The sequence below is a fragment of the Alkalihalobacillus sp. CinArs1 genome, assembly GCF_947387515.1.
In the GTDB taxonomy this organism is placed as follows: domain Bacteria; phylum Bacillota; class Bacilli; order Bacillales; family Guptibacillaceae; genus Guptibacillus.
The window spans coordinates 12,231-30,059 of sequence record NZ_CANDOB010000004.1; the positions used below are offsets into that span (position 1 = coordinate 12,231).

21 protein-coding genes are annotated in these 17,829 nt (G+C 40.2%); 14 read left to right on the forward strand and 7 right to left on the reverse strand.

Translation table 11 applies throughout. The features are described 5' to 3' along the window. The first annotated feature begins 300 nt into the window (after positions 1-300). From yhbH to PFZ69_RS17530, 5 genes are all read left to right on the forward strand, one after another. Positions 301-1,467, forward strand: coding sequence for a sporulation protein YhbH (gene yhbH / locus PFZ69_RS17510; protein ID WP_270182393.1), 1,167 nt, complete (start codon positions 301-303; stop codon positions 1,465-1,467). Positions 1,468-1,563: 96 nt separating this feature from the next. Beyond that, complete coding sequence (locus tag PFZ69_RS17515) at positions 1,564-2,415, forward strand: ComEC/Rec2 family competence protein (RefSeq protein ID WP_270182394.1); 852 nt, start codon at positions 1,564-1,566, stop codon at positions 2,413-2,415. 76 nt (positions 2,416-2,491) lie between these two features. Further along, the gene (locus PFZ69_RS17520) at positions 2,492-2,929 is read left to right on the forward strand and encodes a CBS domain-containing protein (protein WP_270182395.1); all 438 of its coding nucleotides are present in this window, start codon (positions 2,492-2,494) and stop codon (positions 2,927-2,929) included. Positions 2,930-3,047: 118 nt separating this feature from the next. Then, positions 3,048-4,583 carry a GNAT family N-acetyltransferase gene (locus PFZ69_RS17525; RefSeq protein WP_270182396.1) on the forward strand — a complete coding sequence of 512 codons (1,536 nt, stop codon included), beginning with the start codon at positions 3,048-3,050 and terminating at the stop codon, positions 4,581-4,583. Between the two features lie 179 nt (positions 4,584-4,762). After that, a complete protein-coding gene (locus PFZ69_RS17530) occupies positions 4,763-6,499 on the forward strand; it encodes a phospho-sugar mutase (RefSeq protein WP_270182397.1) in 1,737 nt (578 codons plus the stop codon). A gap of 79 nt (positions 6,500-6,578) precedes the next feature. On the opposite strand, the gene PFZ69_RS17535 is transcribed toward PFZ69_RS17530, so the two are convergent. Then, the gene (locus PFZ69_RS17535; protein ID WP_270182398.1) at positions 6,579-6,767 is read right to left on the reverse strand and encodes a hypothetical protein; all 189 of its coding nucleotides are present in this window, start codon (positions 6,765-6,767) and stop codon (positions 6,579-6,581) included. Positions 6,768-6,923: 156 nt separating this feature from the next. Here PFZ69_RS17535 and PFZ69_RS17540 point away from each other — a divergent pair, with 156 nt between their 5' ends. The 9 genes from PFZ69_RS17540 (at position 6,924) to PFZ69_RS17580 (ending at position 13,515) form a co-directional block, all read left to right on the forward strand. Continuing rightward, positions 6,924-7,184, forward strand: a complete 261-nt coding sequence (locus PFZ69_RS17540) for a metal-sensitive transcriptional regulator (protein ID WP_270182399.1) — start codon at positions 6,924-6,926, stop codon at positions 7,182-7,184. 43 nt (positions 7,185-7,227) lie between these two features. Continuing rightward, positions 7,228-7,851 (forward strand): hypothetical protein, encoded by a 624-nt coding sequence (locus tag PFZ69_RS17545; RefSeq protein ID WP_270182400.1) that lies wholly within the window; start codon positions 7,228-7,230, stop codon positions 7,849-7,851. After that, positions 7,848-8,405, forward strand: a complete 558-nt coding sequence (locus PFZ69_RS17550) for a redoxin domain-containing protein (protein WP_270182401.1) — start codon at positions 7,848-7,850, stop codon at positions 8,403-8,405. The genes PFZ69_RS17545 and PFZ69_RS17550 overlap by 4 nt, the downstream gene beginning before the upstream one ends. An 88-nt stretch (positions 8,406-8,493) precedes the next feature. Further along, positions 8,494-8,685: a hypothetical protein gene (locus PFZ69_RS17555; RefSeq protein ID WP_270182402.1), complete on the forward strand. Its 192-nt coding sequence runs from the start codon at positions 8,494-8,496 to the stop codon at positions 8,683-8,685. Positions 8,686-8,822: 137 nt separating this feature from the next. Next, positions 8,823-10,232, forward strand: a complete 1,410-nt coding sequence (locus PFZ69_RS17560; protein ID WP_270182403.1) for a SpoVR family protein — start codon at positions 8,823-8,825, stop codon at positions 10,230-10,232. Then, a complete protein-coding gene (locus tag PFZ69_RS17565; protein WP_270182404.1) occupies positions 10,232-10,822 on the forward strand; it encodes a hypothetical protein in 591 nt (196 codons plus the stop codon). Before PFZ69_RS17560 ends, PFZ69_RS17565 begins: the two co-directional genes overlap by 1 nt. A 196-nt stretch (positions 10,823-11,018) precedes the next feature. After that, positions 11,019-12,371 (forward strand): TrkH family potassium uptake protein, encoded by a 1,353-nt coding sequence (locus PFZ69_RS17570; RefSeq protein WP_442865211.1) that lies wholly within the window; start codon positions 11,019-11,021, stop codon positions 12,369-12,371. Positions 12,372-12,975: 604 nt separating this feature from the next. Next, positions 12,976-13,182 (forward strand): alpha/beta-type small acid-soluble spore protein, encoded by a 207-nt coding sequence (locus tag PFZ69_RS17575; RefSeq protein WP_270182406.1) that lies wholly within the window; start codon positions 12,976-12,978, stop codon positions 13,180-13,182. A 78-nt stretch (positions 13,183-13,260) separates the two neighbouring features. Further along, positions 13,261-13,515: a hypothetical protein gene (locus PFZ69_RS17580; RefSeq protein WP_270182407.1), complete on the forward strand. Its 255-nt coding sequence runs from the start codon at positions 13,261-13,263 to the stop codon at positions 13,513-13,515. Positions 13,516-13,543: 28 nt separating this feature from the next. Here the strand turns inward: PFZ69_RS17580 and PFZ69_RS17585 are convergent, their stop codons facing one another. The 6 genes from PFZ69_RS17585 to PFZ69_RS17610 all read right to left on the reverse strand — a co-directional run bounded on the left by PFZ69_RS17585 (position 13,544) and on the right by PFZ69_RS17610 (position 17,816). Beyond that, a complete protein-coding gene (locus PFZ69_RS17585) occupies positions 13,544-14,203 on the reverse strand; it encodes an amino acid ABC transporter permease (RefSeq protein ID WP_270182408.1) in 660 nt (219 codons plus the stop codon). Then, positions 14,196-14,981, reverse strand: a complete 786-nt coding sequence (locus tag PFZ69_RS17590; protein ID WP_270182409.1) for a transporter substrate-binding domain-containing protein — start codon at positions 14,979-14,981, stop codon at positions 14,196-14,198. Before PFZ69_RS17590 ends, PFZ69_RS17585 begins: the two co-directional genes overlap by 8 nt. 168 nt (positions 14,982-15,149) lie before the next feature. Further along, a complete protein-coding gene (locus tag PFZ69_RS17595) occupies positions 15,150-16,247 on the reverse strand; it encodes an ABC transporter ATP-binding protein (RefSeq protein ID WP_270182410.1) in 1,098 nt (365 codons plus the stop codon). A gap of 141 nt (positions 16,248-16,388) precedes the next feature. Continuing rightward, entirely contained in the window at positions 16,389-17,273 is an 885-nt protein-coding gene (locus tag PFZ69_RS17600; protein ID WP_270182411.1) for a PucR family transcriptional regulator, read from the reverse strand. Between the two features lie 80 nt (positions 17,274-17,353). Beyond that, positions 17,354-17,536 (reverse strand): hypothetical protein, encoded by a 183-nt coding sequence (locus PFZ69_RS17605; RefSeq protein WP_270182412.1) that lies wholly within the window; start codon positions 17,534-17,536, stop codon positions 17,354-17,356. Positions 17,537-17,591: 55 nt separating this feature from the next. Next, positions 17,592-17,816 (reverse strand): DUF5342 family protein, encoded by a 225-nt coding sequence (locus tag PFZ69_RS17610; RefSeq protein ID WP_270182413.1) that lies wholly within the window; start codon positions 17,814-17,816, stop codon positions 17,592-17,594. Positions 17,817-17,829 lie beyond the last annotated feature (13 nt).

Sequence of the window (17,829 nt, forward strand, 5' to 3'; positions counted from 1 at the left end):
CGGCAGCCTTCTTTTTGTAAAAAAAGTGTCTAGGCAGCATGGGCAATTAACGAAAAGAGAATATTCTTAATGCATTTCTTATACAATCTATCAATAGTTTTACAATTCGTACGTTCCGAGCTTGATTTGTCAGAATTAATTGTCAATTATCGCTTGTATTTGCATAGGATAAAGTATACTACCTTTTAGATTCAGGGAGTCAAAATTAGTATTCCGCTTTTGAACAATCACCATGAGCGATCATCGATCATTGAATAAATATCCGATAGAAATATTATTTTTTAAGGAGGGGAATATGGCATGAAAGACAGGAACACCAAAAACTTTGTTGTCTCTCAGGAGAATTGGTCCCTCCACCGAAAAGGCTATCAGGATCAAGTGCGACATTCCGAGAAGGTTCAAGATGCTATCAAAAATAATTTACCAGATCTAATTAGTGAGGAGAACATTATACTATCTAACGGTCGTGACGTAATTAAAATACCAATTCGCTCTCTTGATGAATATAAAATTCGGTATAACTATGACAAATCGAAGCATGTTGGCCAGGGTGACGGGGATAGTCAGGTTGGAGATGTTATCGCCCGTGACGGATCAGGTGAGAAGAAGCCTGGTGGAGGTAAAGGCGAAGGAGCTGGGGATAAACCTGGCGATGATTTTTATGAAGCTGAAGTCTCATTGATGGAGCTGCAGGAAATTCTCTTTAAAGAACTAGAACTACCTAATTTACGTGAAAAAGAGACAGCTGAAGTTGTGAAGAAGAAAGTTGAGTTTAATGATATTCGTAAAACTGGCTTGATGGGTAACATCGATAAGAAGCGAACAATTCTTTCTGCTTACAAACGAAATGCAATCGAAGGAAGGCCAGGAATAGCACCGATTTATCAAGATGATCTTCGCTTTAAAACGTGGAACGAAGAAATAAAACGAGAATCAAAAGCTGTTGTACTTGCTATGATGGATACGAGTGGATCAATGGGTAAATGGGAGAAATATATGGCGAGAAGCTTCTTCTTTTGGATGACACGCTTCTTACGTTCGAAATACGAAACTGTGGAGATCGAGTTCATTGCTCACCATACCGAAGCGAAAGTCGTCTCTGAGGACGATTTTTTTTCAAAAGGTGAAAGCGGTGGAACCATTTGTTCATCTGCCTATCGTAAAGCTTTAGAACTGATTGAAGAAAAGTATTCACCAGCTCGCTATAATATCTATCCATTTCATTTCTCAGACGGTGATAACCTTACTTCCGACAATTCACGCTGTGTGAAGCTTGTGAATCAGATCATGAAAGTATCGAATATGTTTGGGTACGGGGAAGTTAATGCCTACAATCGCCACTCAACATTGATGAGTGCCTATAAGAATATCCATGATCCAATGTTTAGACACTATATTTTGAAAGAGAAGAAGGATGTTTACCACGCAATGAAGAGTTTTTTCAAAAAGGAAGAAGTTCATTCGTAATGGTTTCCCACCAGGGGAACCATTTTTTTGTTTTGGAAGCATGAAAAGAAAAGGAAGCTTCATACTAAAATCAACAACAAAAATGGAGGATTGCTTATGAAGAGTGCTTCCTTAGCATTTATTTTCTTCATCCTTATCCTATTTCAACCTTTCATTGCGGTTGCTGATGAAGCTAGCGCAGAGCTTCATTTCATTGATGTCGGACAAGCTGACAGTATCCTTGTACTGCAAGCAGGAAAAGCAATGCTCATCGATGCTGGAGATAATAAGGATGGTGACAAAGTTTCGAGTTATTTAAAGAATCTTGGTATCAAACGATTAGATTACCTGATCGCGACCCATCCGCACCACGATCATATTGGGGGAATGGATCAAATCGTTAACGACTTCAAAATAGGAAAAGTGATCATGCCTGATGTATCTTACCCCACTCGTCATTACCGCTCTTTAATGAAGGTGATCAAAAAGAGAGAGATACCGGTTAGTGTTGCTGAGAGCGGAAAGAAAGCAAGGTTTGGGAAGGGAATCACGCTTCATTTTTTTTCGCCCATCCGACATGCGGAATATGAGGATTTTAATGACTACAGCGCAGTCGTTCAATTAAGGCATCACAATAATTCATTTTTGCTGATGGGAGACGCTGGTGAACAAGCTGAAAAGGAGATATTAGCAGATGCAAAGAAAAAACTCCCTTCAGATGTGATTAAGATCGGTCATCATGGAGCTGATTCTGCTTCAACCAAACCATTTATAAAAGCTGTAGCTCCTCAAGCAGCCGTTATCTCAGTTGGCAAAAACAATCCTTATCATTATCCAGATAAATCTGTTTTAAAAACGCTTAGTACGATGAAGATCCCCATTTTCAGGACAGACCAACTTGGGACAATTATCGCAAAAAGCGATGGGGAAAGGATCGTTTTTCATACGGGTCAAAAAAAGGAAAAATAATTTGAGCAAACGAAGCTCAGACTAGTTTGTGTAAGACCTCGTCTTTTGAGTCTTTACCATTTATCAACTGGGAGGAATGTTTGTGCATAATAATCTGCAAGGCGTCATGTCCAGAAATGTCGTATCTGTTACACCAGAACAATCTGTTCAGGAAGCAGCCGCATTGATGAGTCAGCATAATATCGGTGCCCTTCCTGTAATGAAGGATGGGCAACTGTGTGGAATCATTACCGATAGAGATATTACGACGCGTTCGACTGCTAGTGGCGGGGCAGCAACTTCACAGGTTGGACAGTGTATGTCGAACAACTGTGTATCAGCGAACCCTAACATGTCAGCAGATGAAGCAGCAGCATTAATGGCACAAAATCAAATCCGTCGACTGCCAGTCGTTGAAAACAACCAGGTAGTCGGAATGGTTTCGCTTGGGGACTTTGCTACGAAAACACCGGATCAACAGGAAGCTGGCCCAGCTTTATCCAGCATTTCTCAAAACGGTACAACTCGAGCATAACGATGTGGAGGCTGGCTGATGTCAGCCTCTTCTTATTCTGAAAATTGTTACCTCTATGATAAAATGAAGATAAAGTCGGGTACATAGTAAGATAGGCAGTTACGTGGAGGTTGATAAGATGTCTGAATTAGATGTTTCTAAATTCGAAAAAAAGATGGAACTAAGAGGAATCAGAAAAGAAGATATCGACGAAATACTCGCTTTACAAAATGAGTGTTTTCCAGGTATGGATCCATGGAAGCGAGAGCACTTAGAAAGTCATCTAGCTGTTTTCCCCGAAGGTCAATTTTGTGTTGAATATGAAGGGAAAATCATCGGTACCTGCTCGAGCTTAATGGTGAATTTCGATGAGTATGACGATCAACATACGTGGGATGACATCACGGACGAAGGCTATATTACAAACCATAACCCAGATGGTTATAACTTATATGGAATCGAGGTAATGGTTCATCCTGAGTATAGACGAATGAAAATTGGTAAACGTCTCTATGATGCCAGAAAAGATTTAGCAAGAGAATTAAATGTAAAGAGTATCATCATCGGCGGACGCATTCCTAACTATCATAAGTATGCCGATCAGATGAAACCATCTGAATATGTGGAGGAAGTTAAATTCCAAAACATTTATGATCCTGTCCTTACATTCCAGCTTATGAATGGATTTAATGTGATGCGGATCAATCCTAACTACTTACCAGATGATAAAGCTTCAAGACGTTATGCCACGCTTATGGAATGGAATAACGTTGAATACAAAGCGAAGACGAGACGTCATTTCAGATCTTCATTCCCAGTTCGAATTTGTGCGATCCAATACGCGATGAAGAAAATTTCCTCATTTGATGAATTTGCTAATCAAGTTGAATATTATGTGGATGTTGCAGCTGATTTCGGATCGGATTTCGCAGTGTTCCCTGAAATTTTCACGACACAGCTCATGTCGTTTATGGATGAAGACATTCCTAGTAAAGCTGTGAGACGTTTAACGGACTATACTGAACCATACATCGAACTATTTACAGACCTTGCCGTCAAATACAATGTGAACATTATCGGAGGCTCTCACTTCGTTTTAGAAGATGAGAAGATCTATAATATCGCGTATCTTTTCAGAAGAGACGGTACGATTGAGAAGCAATATAAAATACATGTGACCCCAAACGAAAGACGTTGGTGGGGGATACACGGTTCAGATGGAATCGAAGTGTTCGATACAGATTGCGGTAAAATCGCAATCCAAATCTGTTATGATATCGAATTCCCTGAACTTGGTCGTATTGCGACAGACAAGGGCGCAAACATTATCTTCACACCGTTCTGTACGGATGATCGACAAGGGTACTTAAGAGTACGCTATTGTGCTCAAGCCCGTGCGGTTGAGAACCAAATCTATACCGTTATAGCAGGAACGATCGGAAACCTTTCACAGGTAGAGAATATGGACGTACAGTATGCGCAATCTGGCATCTTTACGCCATCTGATTTTGCGTTTTCAAGAGATGGTATTGTTGGAGAGTGTCACCCTAACATCGAAACGGTCGTTGTAGGTGATGTCGACCTCGAAATATTAAGAAGACAGCGCCAATCTGGTACTGTTCGTCAATTAAGAGACAGAAGAAAAGACTTATATGAGATTCATTACAAGAAGTAAGCCTTCCAGGGCTTGCTTCTTTTTTTATTACCTTTCACTTTTTTATTGGAATTCGTTGGAATCCATATTATTATAAACTCTAAGAGCAGGGTTTTCTTCTATAGAGAGAAGGAATTTTGTTCATTACATAGAAGACAAATATATGCTAAAAGAAGCTAGACACAACACAGGAGGCAGAGATGAACTGGAAAAACGAATACAAACGATGGAATACAGCAACTGACCTTGATGAGGAGTTAAAACGCGACCTTACGATGCTTGAGGGTGATGAGAAATCACTAGAAGATGCATTTTATAAGAACCTTGAGTTTGGTACAGGTGGCATGCGTGGAGAAATTGGTCCTGGTATTAACAGAATGAACACGTACACGGTAAGAAAAGCTTCAGAAGGCCTTGCTCAATACATATTGAAGAATGGCGAAAGTGCTAAGAAACGAGGAGTAGCGATCGCCTATGATTCTCGTCATAAATCACCAGAGTTTGCGATGGAATCTGCAAAAGCATTGGCTAGTCATGGTATCCAAACATACGTATTTGAAGAACTAAGGCCAACACCGGAGCTTTCGTTTGCTGTAAGGAAGCTGAATGCTTTCGCGGGAATCGTTATCACAGCTAGTCATAACCCTCCTGAGTATAACGGCTACAAAGTGTATGGTGAAGATGGTGGACAACTGCCTCCTAAAGTAGCAGAGGAAGTCATCTCATATGTTAACAGTGTAGAAAACGAATTAGCGGTGAACGTTTCTTCAGAAGCTGATTTAAAAAGTCAGGGACTCATCAAAATGATCGGTTCTGAAATTGATGATCAATACATTGAACAGTTAAAGACGCTACGCGTGAATGAATCTCTCTTAGAAGAGATGGGAGATCAGCTTAAAATCGTTTTCACGCCATTGCATGGAACTGCTAACCATCCTGTTCGTGATGGACTTAAAGCATATGGGTTCAAGCATGTCACTGTCGTTAAAGAACAAGAATTACCAGACCCGAACTTCTCAACAGTATCATCACCAAACCCTGAAGAACATGCTGCATTTGAACTTGCCATTCAATATGGCGAGAAAGAAGATGCTGATGTTTTACTTGCAACTGATCCGGATGCAGACCGTGTAGGTGTTGCGGTTAAGAATAAAGAAGGTCAATATGTTGTGCTTACAGGCAATCAGACAGGTGCACTATTATTGGATTACATCATTACTCAAAAGAAGGAAAAAGGTGAACTTCCTGAAAACGGTGCTGTGCTGAAAACGATCGTAACTTCTGAAATCGGTAGAGTAATCGCAGAAGATAACGGACTTACATCGTATGATACTCTTACAGGTTTTAAGTTTATCGGGGAAAGAATTAAAGAATATGAAACTTCTGGTGAACACACCTTCCTATTTGGCTATGAAGAAAGCTATGGCTACTTGATCGGAGACTTTGTTCGCGATAAGGATGCGGTTCAAGCATGTTTAGTAGCGGCAGAAGTAGCGGCATACTACAAATCAAAAGGGATGACGTTGTATGAAGGATTACTAGAAGTTTTCGAGCAATATGGCTATTATCAAGAAGGCCTAGAATCCCTAACGCTTAAAGGGAAGGAAGGTGCGGAGAAAATCAATTCACTCCTCACTCAATTCCGTGAAGAGCCACCATCAGAAACTGCAGAATTAAACGTTGCGATTGTAGAAGACTACCAAACGAGTACACGTACGTATATGAAGGATAACCGTAGTGAAACAATCGATCTACCTAAATCAAACGTATTGAAATACAAGCTTGAAGATGGCTCATGGTTTTGTTTACGACCATCAGGCACTGAACCAAAAGTTAAGTTCTATTTTGGAGTAAACAGTACAAGCCTTGAAGACAGCGAAAGAAAACTAGACGCGCTGAGATCTTCCGTTATGTCAAAAGTTAACGAACGACTATAACAGAAAATAACCAGGACGATATTCGTCCTGGTTATTTCATGAAAAACAAAAGAAAACCGGCTTAAAGGCCGGTTTTCTATTATTGATGTAAATGTTGTTTGTTTAATTGTGCCTCGTATTCAGCTTTGTTCATTCGAATGAGCTTAAATACTTTATCTTTCGTCTCATTATCCAATTTTTCCAGAATCTTTCCTGCTTTGTATTCATTTGAAGTTACAATTTTTCTGTAAATCTTAGATAATCGTTTATCATCTTCGGATAACTCCAAAAGGTCCTGCCTCCTTTAAATGAAATAACCCTTTTTCCTATCCTTAAATTAAGATTTATTTTACAATATATGAAGAGAAGGCGCAAGTGTTTAATCTTTTATAAAAAAGTATATGCTTTTAAAATAGATTTAGCCTAATGGAAAGGAGTTCGGAGTATGGAATATACAAATGAGATGAAGAACCGACTTAAACGAGTAGAAGGACAAATACGCGGCGTTTTGCGCATGTTGGAGGAAGAAAAAGATTGTAAAGATGTCATTACCCAGCTATCCGCAAGCAGAACAGCGATCGATCGTACAATCGGGTTAATCGTAGGGTCTAACTTAGAGGAGTGCATTCGAATGCAGCTCGATAAAGGGGAGTCGACTGAAGAAGTTGTAAAAGAAGCAGTGAATCTCCTTGTTAAGAGTCGTTAAGTTTCGTCATTACACTATTCAAAGTACGCTAAGGAGTTAAGTTGTGCAAATAGGAAACGTATCAGTACCAGAACATCTCGTTTTGATGGGGGCAAGTATAGCCCTCGCACTTTTTAGTATCGCTATTATTCGTAAAATCCTAAGCTTATCATCCAATGCTACCGATCTAGCTTTCGAAACGGTCGTTACCTTTATTATCGCTTGGAAGGCGAGTCTAATCATAGTGAGTCCGCTGCTGGTTGTTGAGTCTCCTCTATCGCTCTTATATTTTACGGGTGGTGAGACGGGCTATATTATTGGGCTTTTTATTAGTATGGTCTACCTTCATTGGAAGCTAAAGGGCGATAACCGCAAAAATAATCTATACCTACTTGGATTCGGGTTACTGATTGGAACGATAGGCTATGAAGCTTTTCACTTTCCTACTAAGAGCTCGTTGCTCCTCATCGTGCTATTACTATCGATGGTGTTATTGATGGTTTATTGGAAATCGTACGAATGGCGCTTCCTCGATTTAATGTTGTGGGGCAGTATTCTTATCTTCATCGTGGGTATGATAAGGCAAGATGTGATGTTTCACCTATCAAAGCAGCAATGGTTGTATCTTTTCGTGGCCGTTTATACTGTTTGGGCACAATATGATGTGTTTAGGAGGAAAGCTAGATGAAGCGTTTGATCCCCGGCATTATCGTCGTAGTTAGTTTAGTCATTTATGCGGCAGTATCCTCTTTTACGGATGGTTCCGGAACGTCTCCACAAAGGGATGCTGGTCAACAGGCGTTAGCTCAAGTTGAGGAAGGTATCCAAAATGGGAACTTTGCACCTGACTTTTCATTAGAGACCCTTTCAGGTGAAAAAACAAATCTATCTGATTATAGAGGTAAAGTCGTATTCTTGAATTTCTGGGCTACCTGGTGTCCTCCATGTAAGGCTGAAATGCCTCATATGCAAGATTTCTATGAAGAAAATTCTGAGGAAGTAGAAATTGTAGCGGTCAACCTCACTTCAAATGATTCCGTTGATTCAGTTGAAGAATTCGTAAAAGAATATGATGTAACGTTCCCCGTTCTTTTAGATGTTGAAGGAGAACAAGCAGAAAAATTTGCAACAATTACAATTCCAACCACCTATATCATTGACAGAAATGGTATAATTAAACAGAGATTAGTTGGACCAATGAGTAAAGACAAAATGGAAGAGCTGGTATCTTCAGTGCAATAGGTACCAGCTAATTATTAGGGGTTTCGTTCGCTGAGTCGTTCGTTTTATTGAATGGTCTGGTACTTGGAATGAAAAAGGAGGGGATCGATTGACGAGTTTTCTTTATGGAATCATATTTTTTATCATGTTAGGGTTCGTTCAGTACAGCTGGTTCTATGAACCTACACATGGACCAGCGATCGAATTTAGCTCGACAAGGTCCTATATCGTTACATCGATCGTTTTAGGCTTACTAGTGGGCTATCTAGTTACATCGGGAATCACTCAACTGTACAATTGAATGTGGAAGATGGAAAGCTGCTGGATTTCCGGCAGTTTTTTATGTTTTTTTCTAAAAACCTCTATTTCCTTGCCTTAATCATGAAGTGGTTTGTCCTCACATACATATTAATAAGCAATATTTTAGGAGGGAAGGAAATGAGTGCTGAGAAAGAGATTTTTTACGCTATCGAAGAGATTACAGAAATAGCCAAGGGGTTCGGCCTTGATTTCTATCCAATGCGTTATGAGATCTGCCCGGCAGATATTATTTATACGTTCGGGGCATATGGTATGCCAACAAGGTTTTCGCACTGGAGTTTCGGGAAACAATTTCACAAAATGAAGCTGCAGTATGATTTAGGATTAAGCAAAATTTATGAACTCGTTATTAATTCAGATCCATGTTATGCATTTTTGTTAGATACAAATACGTTGATTCAGAATAAGTTGATTATTGCGCACGTCCTTGCACACTGTGATTTCTTTAAAAACAACGTCCGATTTTCAAACACACGTCGGGATATGGTGGAAAGCATGACTGCGACTGCAGAACGAATTGCGAATTATGAGCATCAGTATGGAAAAGAAGAAGTTGAGAATTTCCTAGATGCAGTGCTTTCGATACAAGAGCACATCGACCCTTCCATCATGCGTGCGAAGTTAGCTTATGACCTTAGTGAAGATGATGAAGAGGTGAAGGTGGTAAAAGACGATTCACCTTATAACGATCTATGGTCGTTAGATGGTGACGACACGAAGGACGAGCAGCGTCCGAAACAAAGAAAAAAATTCCCTCCTCAACCTGAGAAGGACCTCTTATTGTTTATACAGGAATACAGTAAAGAGCTCGAAGATTGGCAGCGTGACATCATGACGATGATGAGAGAAGAGATGCTCTATTTCTGGCCACAGCTTGAGACAAAGATCATGAATGAAGGATGGGCGAGTTATTGGCATCAGAGAATCTTACGTGAAATGGATTTAACAACTGAAGAATCAATCGAGTTTGCTTCCTTAAATGCGAATGTTGTTCAACCTTCAAGAACAAGAATAAACCCATACTACTTAGGACTGAAGATTTTTGAAAACATTGAAGAGGTCCATGATAACCCTACGGAAGAGATGTTAATGAGAGGAGTAAAGCCTGGTAGTGGGAGAGAGAAGATGTTTGAAGTTCGAGAGGTAGAGGCTGATATCTCGTTCATTCGAAATTATTTAACAAAAGATCTTGTTCATAGAGAAGATTTGTACTTATTCCAGAAAAAAGGTAGAGATTATAAAATTGTTGATAAAGAGTGGGAAATGATCCGTGATCAGCTCGTAACAATGCGAGTAAACGGAGGCTTTCCATATTTAACAGTAGTTGATGGGGACTACATGAGGGCTGGAGAGATGTACATCAAACACTCTTACGAAGATACTGAGCTCGATCTTCAATATTTAGAGCGCGTTCTGCCTTACATTCATCAAGTATGGGGCCGCCCTGTTCATATGGAAACGATGGTAGAAGAAAAAGAAGTTGTATTCTCATACGATGGAAAGAAGATGCATCGCAGGTATCTGTGATGAGCGACATTGCGTTAGGAGCGCCATTCCCGGGCTTCTGGACTTATGTTCTGTTTGTGGTTTCTGCTGGAGTATTAGGTGGTTTAGGCAATATTCTCCTCTCCGGTGAATTCAGACTGTGGCGTAAAGTAAAAAGCGAAGGCCAAGGCGTTTATTATAGTATCGGTTCTTTAAAAGAACCTCTAATAGGAGGAATTGGAGCGTTATTAATGACGCTCATGTTTTTTGAGACATATAAAAACGTAGAAAATCTATTGTATATATCGATTTTGACTGGCTTCGGAAGCAGTGCGTTTTTAAAACGTTACATCGACTCAAAAATCAATGCTATTCAAGAACAAAGCACAGCGCTTTTACAAACTGAGAACCTACAGTACTACGATGAGGAAGTTAAAAATACTGGAGATACAGCAGTTAAGGGAGTCATGACGACCAATGGTCCACTACCCGTTTATTTAACGAAAGATGAAATGCAGAGGTTGATGGATCTACAGTCAAGAGTGGGAGATGCGATCAGTCATAAAGAAGCAAAAGTGTGTCAATTTGAAATGAAAGCATTGATCAACAAAGGGAAACAAAGGGCATTTTAATAGCATACTGGACGGGACCGTATCACTACGGTTCTTTTTTGTTGTGTGTAAAATGAACATCCACTATGACAAAATGGGTATAAGAAAGAGAACGAATGAAGATTCTCAATAATGAGGATGATTGTGCCAAACGTTGACAGATCATTCATTTGGTTTATGATAGGGAATGTAATTATATGAAAAGGCTGTGGGTGCTTTGTTAAGATCTCGTTTTAGACGCATACGATTAACATCCGTACAATTAATCGTTTTGTTTTATTTACTAGCAGTGACTATATCCACAATATTAATAAGTTTGCCCGTCGCTCATCAGCCAGGGAAAGAACTTTCATTCATTGATGCGCTGTTCACAGCCGTAAGTGCTGTTAGCGTAACCGGTCTTACGGTGGTCACGACTGCTGATACGTTTAGTGTCACAGGTATCATCATCATTGCATTTGTGCTACAAATCGGTGGGATCGGTATCATGACGCTTGGGACGTTCGTATGGCTAGTAATGGGTAAGAAGATTGGGTTAAAAGAAAGACAGCTCATCATGACGGATCAAAACCAATCGACATTATCTGGACTAGTACAATTGATGAAACAAATATTAGCACTGATTTTTATTATTGAATTAGTTGGAGCCGTCGTGCTAGGAACGTATTATCTTCGTTTCTTTGAAACTTGGCAAGAGGCATATCTACAAGGGTTCTTTGCCTCAGTTAGTGCAACGACTAACGGAGGTTTCGATATCACGGGTAAATCACTACAGCCCTTTGCTCAAGATTATTTTGTTCAATTTATTCATATCCTTTTGATTATTACAGGAGCGATTGGGTTTCCTGTTTTAATCGAAGTTAAAAATTTCTTATTTTCTCGGCAGAATACGTATCGTTATAAATTCTCTTTATTTACGAAGCTTACAACGATGACATTTTTTGTTCTAGTTGTGCTAGGAGCCATATTGATCTGGGCGTTTGAAGCGACAACATTTTTTGCTGATAAGTCATGGCATGAGTCGTTCTTCTATGCGATGTTTCAATCTGTCACGACTCGAAGCGGTGGACTATCGACAATGGATGTTAACGAGTTTCAAGAACCTACTCAATTATTGATGTCTGCACTGATGTTTATTGGTGCATCACCAAGTAGTGTAGGGGGCGGTGTGCGTACGACCACCTTTGCTATCGTGCTTATCGCTATTTATTCTTTCGCAAAGGGTGGAAGCTCGATTAAAGTATTCGGTAGAGAGCTTCACCCAGAAGATGTTCATAAGGCCTTTGTCGTATTTGCCGTTGCTGTTATGGTTTGGAGCACGGGAATCATCATGCTTTCATTCTCTGAACCTTATCCGCTCGTGGCGATTGTCTTTGAGGTTTCATCTGCATTCGGAACTACAGGCCTTTCGATGGGAATCACACCGGGGCTCAGTACCTTCGGAAAGATCGTTACTATCTGTTTGATGTTTATCGGACGGATCGGGATATTATCCTTCTTGTTCTTAATCAGAGGGACTGTATTACGAGAAAGATATCATTATCCAACTGAACGAGTGATCATTGGTTAGGAAGCATGAGGGGAGACCCTCGTGCTTTTTTTGTTTGGGGAGGATTTGGGGTTGAGAGGTTCAATAGTTCTTTGAGAGTTCCTCAAGAGTTTCAATATCTCCATAATGCTCGTCTTCGTTTTTCAAGATGTCTAGTCAGGGTCTAAACGCCCACCTCCGCTTTTTGTATGTCCAGCTGCGACTCGCAGAAACTGCGATATTTCACTCTTTCAACAGAACACAAAAGGCGTGTTCTATTTCAAGAGCTCCAATATCTCCGTTTCTAAACGCTCGTCTCCGCTTTTCGTATGTCCAGCTGCAGTGACCAGGTCCTCGATCGCTTCACCTTTAGGAATGAACACAAAGATCGTGTTCTTTCCTAAAGGCTCCAGCGCTTGTCGGTCCTAAACGGCTACCTTCGCTTTTCAAGATGTCCAGCTGCGGTGGGCAGAAACTGCGATATTTCACTCTTTCACCTGAACACAAAAAGCGTGTTCAAGTTCAAGAGTTCCAATATCTCCGTTTCTAACCGCCCACCTCCGCTTTTCAAGAAACATTTACCAAAAAAATATAGTATATAAAAAACGAGAAATCACAAACTAGTTGTACAAAGGAGGTGATTGACATGGCTCAACAACAACAAAGCTCAAATCAACTTGTAGTACCTGGTGTAGCTCAAGCTATCGACCAGATGAAGTATGAAATCGCTTCTGAATTTGGAGTGCAACTTGGTCCAGATTCTACTGCTCGCGCTAACGGATCTGTTGGTGGAGAAATCACTAAGCGTCTAGTTCAGATGGCTGAACAACAACTTGGTGGATACCAAAAATAATTGTATACCATGGCTGTGAAGGGGTGGACGAGTCCATCCCTTCTTTTGATTGCTACATATAGAATGAGGAGTGATCAAATGGCGTTCGAGTGTCCTCTTTGTAATAGTTATACATCTATCCAGCTTGCTTGTTCAACTTGCGGTAGTGCGCTTTTAGATAAGGGAAGGGAAGCGGATTATTATGATGACTATAGTCCGTATGAATCGTTTGAATCAGTGAAGATGACGGACGGGTATGGATTAGATGAAAAGGACCATGAGTGTCCCCATGTTTTATCATGTCCAGAATGTAGAACTTCTGTCGTCTATCTAATTGAAGAATGGATGATCTAAAAAGGAGCTGTCGTGATGACAGCTCCTTTTATGAGGATGGGATGTATAGGCGTTTCTCAAGAAAGCCTTGTATGAGATTGAGCACCGTTGTAAAGAACCAGTAGATGCATGCCGCCGTAAGCATGATCGGTAATACTTCATAACTAGATGCTGCTATCTGGTCAGAGTTATAGGTAAGCTCAGATATTGTAATAACAGAGGCAAGAGAAGATGCCTTCACGATGTCGATCAAAGAATTCCACACGGGAGGGATGGCTCTTCTCCAAGCTTGAGGAATGATGATTTCTCTATAGATCAAGGACTTATTCATTCCAAGTGACATCGCTGCTTCCCATTGTCCTTTTGATAGCGATAGAATAGCTGCACGCAATGATTCCGATATATAAGCACCGAAGTGTAAAATGAGTCCAGTATACGCTGCTTGCCATGCAGTTAATTGAATGTCGACGGATACGAGTCCGAAGTACAAAATAAATAGTTGGATTAGCAATGGTGTGCCTCTAAAGAACGATACATATAGTTTAGCAAATCCGATTGCAATCTTTATTTTTGAGATTCTAAGAAGTGCGATGATTAACCCGACGATGAGTGCACCGAAAATCGAGAAGAAGCTCAGCAAAAGGGTATTCTTTGCCCCATCTAATAGAAAGGGCAAAGCGTCCCATAATACGTTAGCTAGTTCACTCACTTACGTTCTCTCCGTCAAAATACTTAGCGGATATGTCTGCAAGTGTTCCATCTTCTTTCATTTCTTCAAGTGCACCATTAATTTTTTCAGCCAAGTCTTCTTTTCCTTTAGGTAATGCAAAGGCCATTTCTGTTTCATTAAACGTCTCGCCTACACCTTTTACATTAAATTCGGTTTTTGGAAGCTCAGTAAGGATGAACAGACGATCATTCATAGCTGCATCGATTCCACGTTTGTTACTTAGATCAGTTAAAGCTTGATTCGCACCTTTGTAAATCTTTGTTTCTGCTCCAGCATCAATTGCTGCTTTTTCATAGTTACTACCCTGGGTTGTTCCAACCGTCTTTCCTTCTAAGTCGTCGATGCTCTTGATGTCTTCGTTATCGTTATGAACGATGACCTGTCCACCTGAAATGGTATATGGTGTCGTAAAGTCAAATTTCTCTTTACGTTCTTCGGTGATCGTGACTTGGTTTGCGACCATATCGATTCGTTCTGTTTCTAGAGAAGAAAGAAGCCCTTTCCACTCGATCGCCTTAAATTCAGCTTCCATGTCGATACGCTTCGCAACTTCACGAGCTACTTCTACATCATATCCAGTGATCTCATTGTTTTCATCACGGTAGCTGAAAGGTGGGTAAGTCGCTTCAGTACCGATTAATAGTGTTTCCTTTTCACCACTCTCTTCTGACGTTTCTTTATTCTCACTATTTGCACCGCATGCAGCAAGTACGCCTAGAGTTAATACCAAAACAATTCCTAACCATGTCTTTTTCAAACTTAATTCCTCCTTAAATCCCTACAAAATTGATATGAATTACAGGTTTTATTTTAGTGAGCATTTGCTCTAAAGTCAATCATGAACCATTATTAACTTTAAACCTTAAGTTCATGCAATTTATGGAAAACAAAAAAGCACCCTCAGAGGGGTGCTTTCGATTTTAAATTAATAAATACGCTGTTCTGTTTCTGTATCGAAGAAATGACATTTATTCATGTTTAGGGCAAGGTCGATGTGTTGACCACTATGAATATCAGAACGAGAATCGACACGTGCGATGAAATCTTGGTCAGCTACTTTTGAGTAGAGGTAAGTTTCGGCACCCATTAATTCTGCAACATCGATTGCTGCTTTGATCTTTGTATCTTGAGAAGATTCGATGAAAACAGGCTCGTCATGAATATCTTCTGGACGGATACCAAGAAGGACTTCCTTATTCGTATAGCCGTTGTCACGTAACGTCTTCATTTTTCCTTCAGGCACTTTCACTCGAACATCGTTCATCGTGAAGTAGCCGTCTTCTAATTGGCCACGAAGGAAGTTCATTGCCGGAGACCCGATGAATCCACCTACAAAGACGTTATCAGGAGCATCATATACTTCTTTAGGTGAACCAACTTGTTGAATAACGCCGTCTTTCATAATGACGATTCGAGTTGCCATCGTCATCGCTTCCGTTTGGTCGTGCGTTACATAAATTGTAGTCGTTTGAAGGCGCTGGTGTAGTTTAGAAATTTCAGCACGCATCTGAACTCGTAACTTTGCATCAAGGTTAGAAAGAGGCTCATCCATCAAGAATACTTGAGGATCACGTACGATTGCTCGTCCTAGTGCAACACGCTGACGCTGTCCACCGGAAAGTGCTTTTGGTTTACGATCGAGTAGGTTCTCAAGCCCAAGAATACGAGCAGCATCCATTACGCGACGCTCGATTTCTTTTTTGTCGAACTTACGAAGTTTTAGACCAAATGCCATATTGTCATATACGTTCATATGCGGGTAAAGAGCATAGTTCTGGAAAACCATTGCGATATCTCGATCTTTTGGAGCAACGTCGTTCACGCGTCTATCACCGATAACGAGGTCTCCATCAGAGATATCTTCAAGTCCTGCGATCATACGTAGTGTTGTTGATTTACCACAACCTGATGGACCAACGAATACGATGAACTCTTTGTCTTGAATATCAAGGTTAAAATCTTTTACAGCTTCGAATTTGTTATCATATCTTTTATAAATGTGATTCAACTTAATTTCAGCCAATGTTATGCCTCCTAGTAAGTGAAGTGCTTTTGATAGTTCTAAGTGTACGTTATGAAAACGCTGTCGTAAATTGGGAGGCTGCACAAAAATTGATAGCTGTTTTGTGCAAAATGAACGAATGGCACAAAAAAACTGCGTCGCTTAACGCAGTTCGTAAGTAAGAAGAGCCAAGTAAACCATAACGGCTCCTTTGAAGGATTTAACGTCGATCCCGGTTCGTTCTATGAATTTATCTACTCGGTATTGCAAGCTGTTTCTATGTACGTAAAGCTGTTTAGAAGCCATGGTGATGTTTAAGTTCGCTTCTAAATAAGCACGAATGCTTTTCAGTAATTCAGCGTCTTCACTCACAGGTTCAATCAAGGTTTTTATATAGTGAATTGTTTCCTTACTTGCTTCACTAAATAAGATTGCCGGTACAATAGCAGGTTGAGTGAACACCAATTGAGATGGTATAAGTTTTATGCCAGAAGTGAACCATCTCTTCTCAGTTTGATACGTATTCAGTAAGTTCGATGGGGTAGTGTCTTCAATAACCTGCCCAACGAAAAGAGACATCTCGATAAAAAAGTCGGCGGTTAACGCTGCTGCCATTTGTTCCAATTCTTCAACGAGCTGTTCGCCTTCAGTATTTTCTTGGACCATAAGACCCTCTTTTTCATTTTTAAAAAGAAAAATGACTTCAGTGGAGAATAAACCTATCATCGCTTCTTTAAATTCAGTAAAGTCGGAGGGAACTTCTTTTAAATGAAAATGAATGTATCTTACTGGTTTCTCGGTTACTGTGGAAACGTCAAGATTCTCATCGAAAAGGACAGATACCCACTTTTGTTGAACAGGATCTTCCATGTCGCTGTCAACCTCGTGATAAAAGAGGGTGCAAAGAAGCATATGTTCTTCATCTGAGAGGCGTGCTTTTCGAACTCCGAAGCGCTCTCCACCAGCTGTTTTGTACCAATAGTATCGTTCAGGTTGTTCAGATGTAACTGCATAATCTTCACCATATAGTTCTGATAAATTGTTCATTTTCTGAACCTCCTTAAGGCCTTCAATAAGAAAGAACCCCTGTACATAGCAGAGGTTCTCATTATTATACCATCAAGATACTATCCGTCACATCGATGTGGTGGTTCTTGTTCCATGACTGGTATCGCTTCTTCGATTTGGGCTTGTCTATAGCTTTGATGAACAGCTCCACCAGCCATTCCTTCATTCACCATCCGGTCAATATCCATGTCGAACTTGTCTCGACCCTCGTACTGTGATCCTTCAGTTTGCTTTTTCGGCATCGCTTTTTCAACTCCCTATAAAGGTTCTATAGGGTTAGTATGCGTTGGAAAGAAGCTATTTATTAGTTGAGTTTTCATAAACGTGAAAGAGCATCAGTTCATGAATTTGAGATTGTAGTTTCTTTTTATCTTCTTCTTTAGGTGATGGTTCAAACCAGTCGAATTCTCCGTTGTGAAGGTAGAGTGAACGATAATAAGTCCCTTGATAAAAGAAGGAGATTTCCCATTTCGTCTTACGAACTTTTGGTCCTATTTGTTTATATTGAAAATGCGATAACATCTAAACTCCCCCT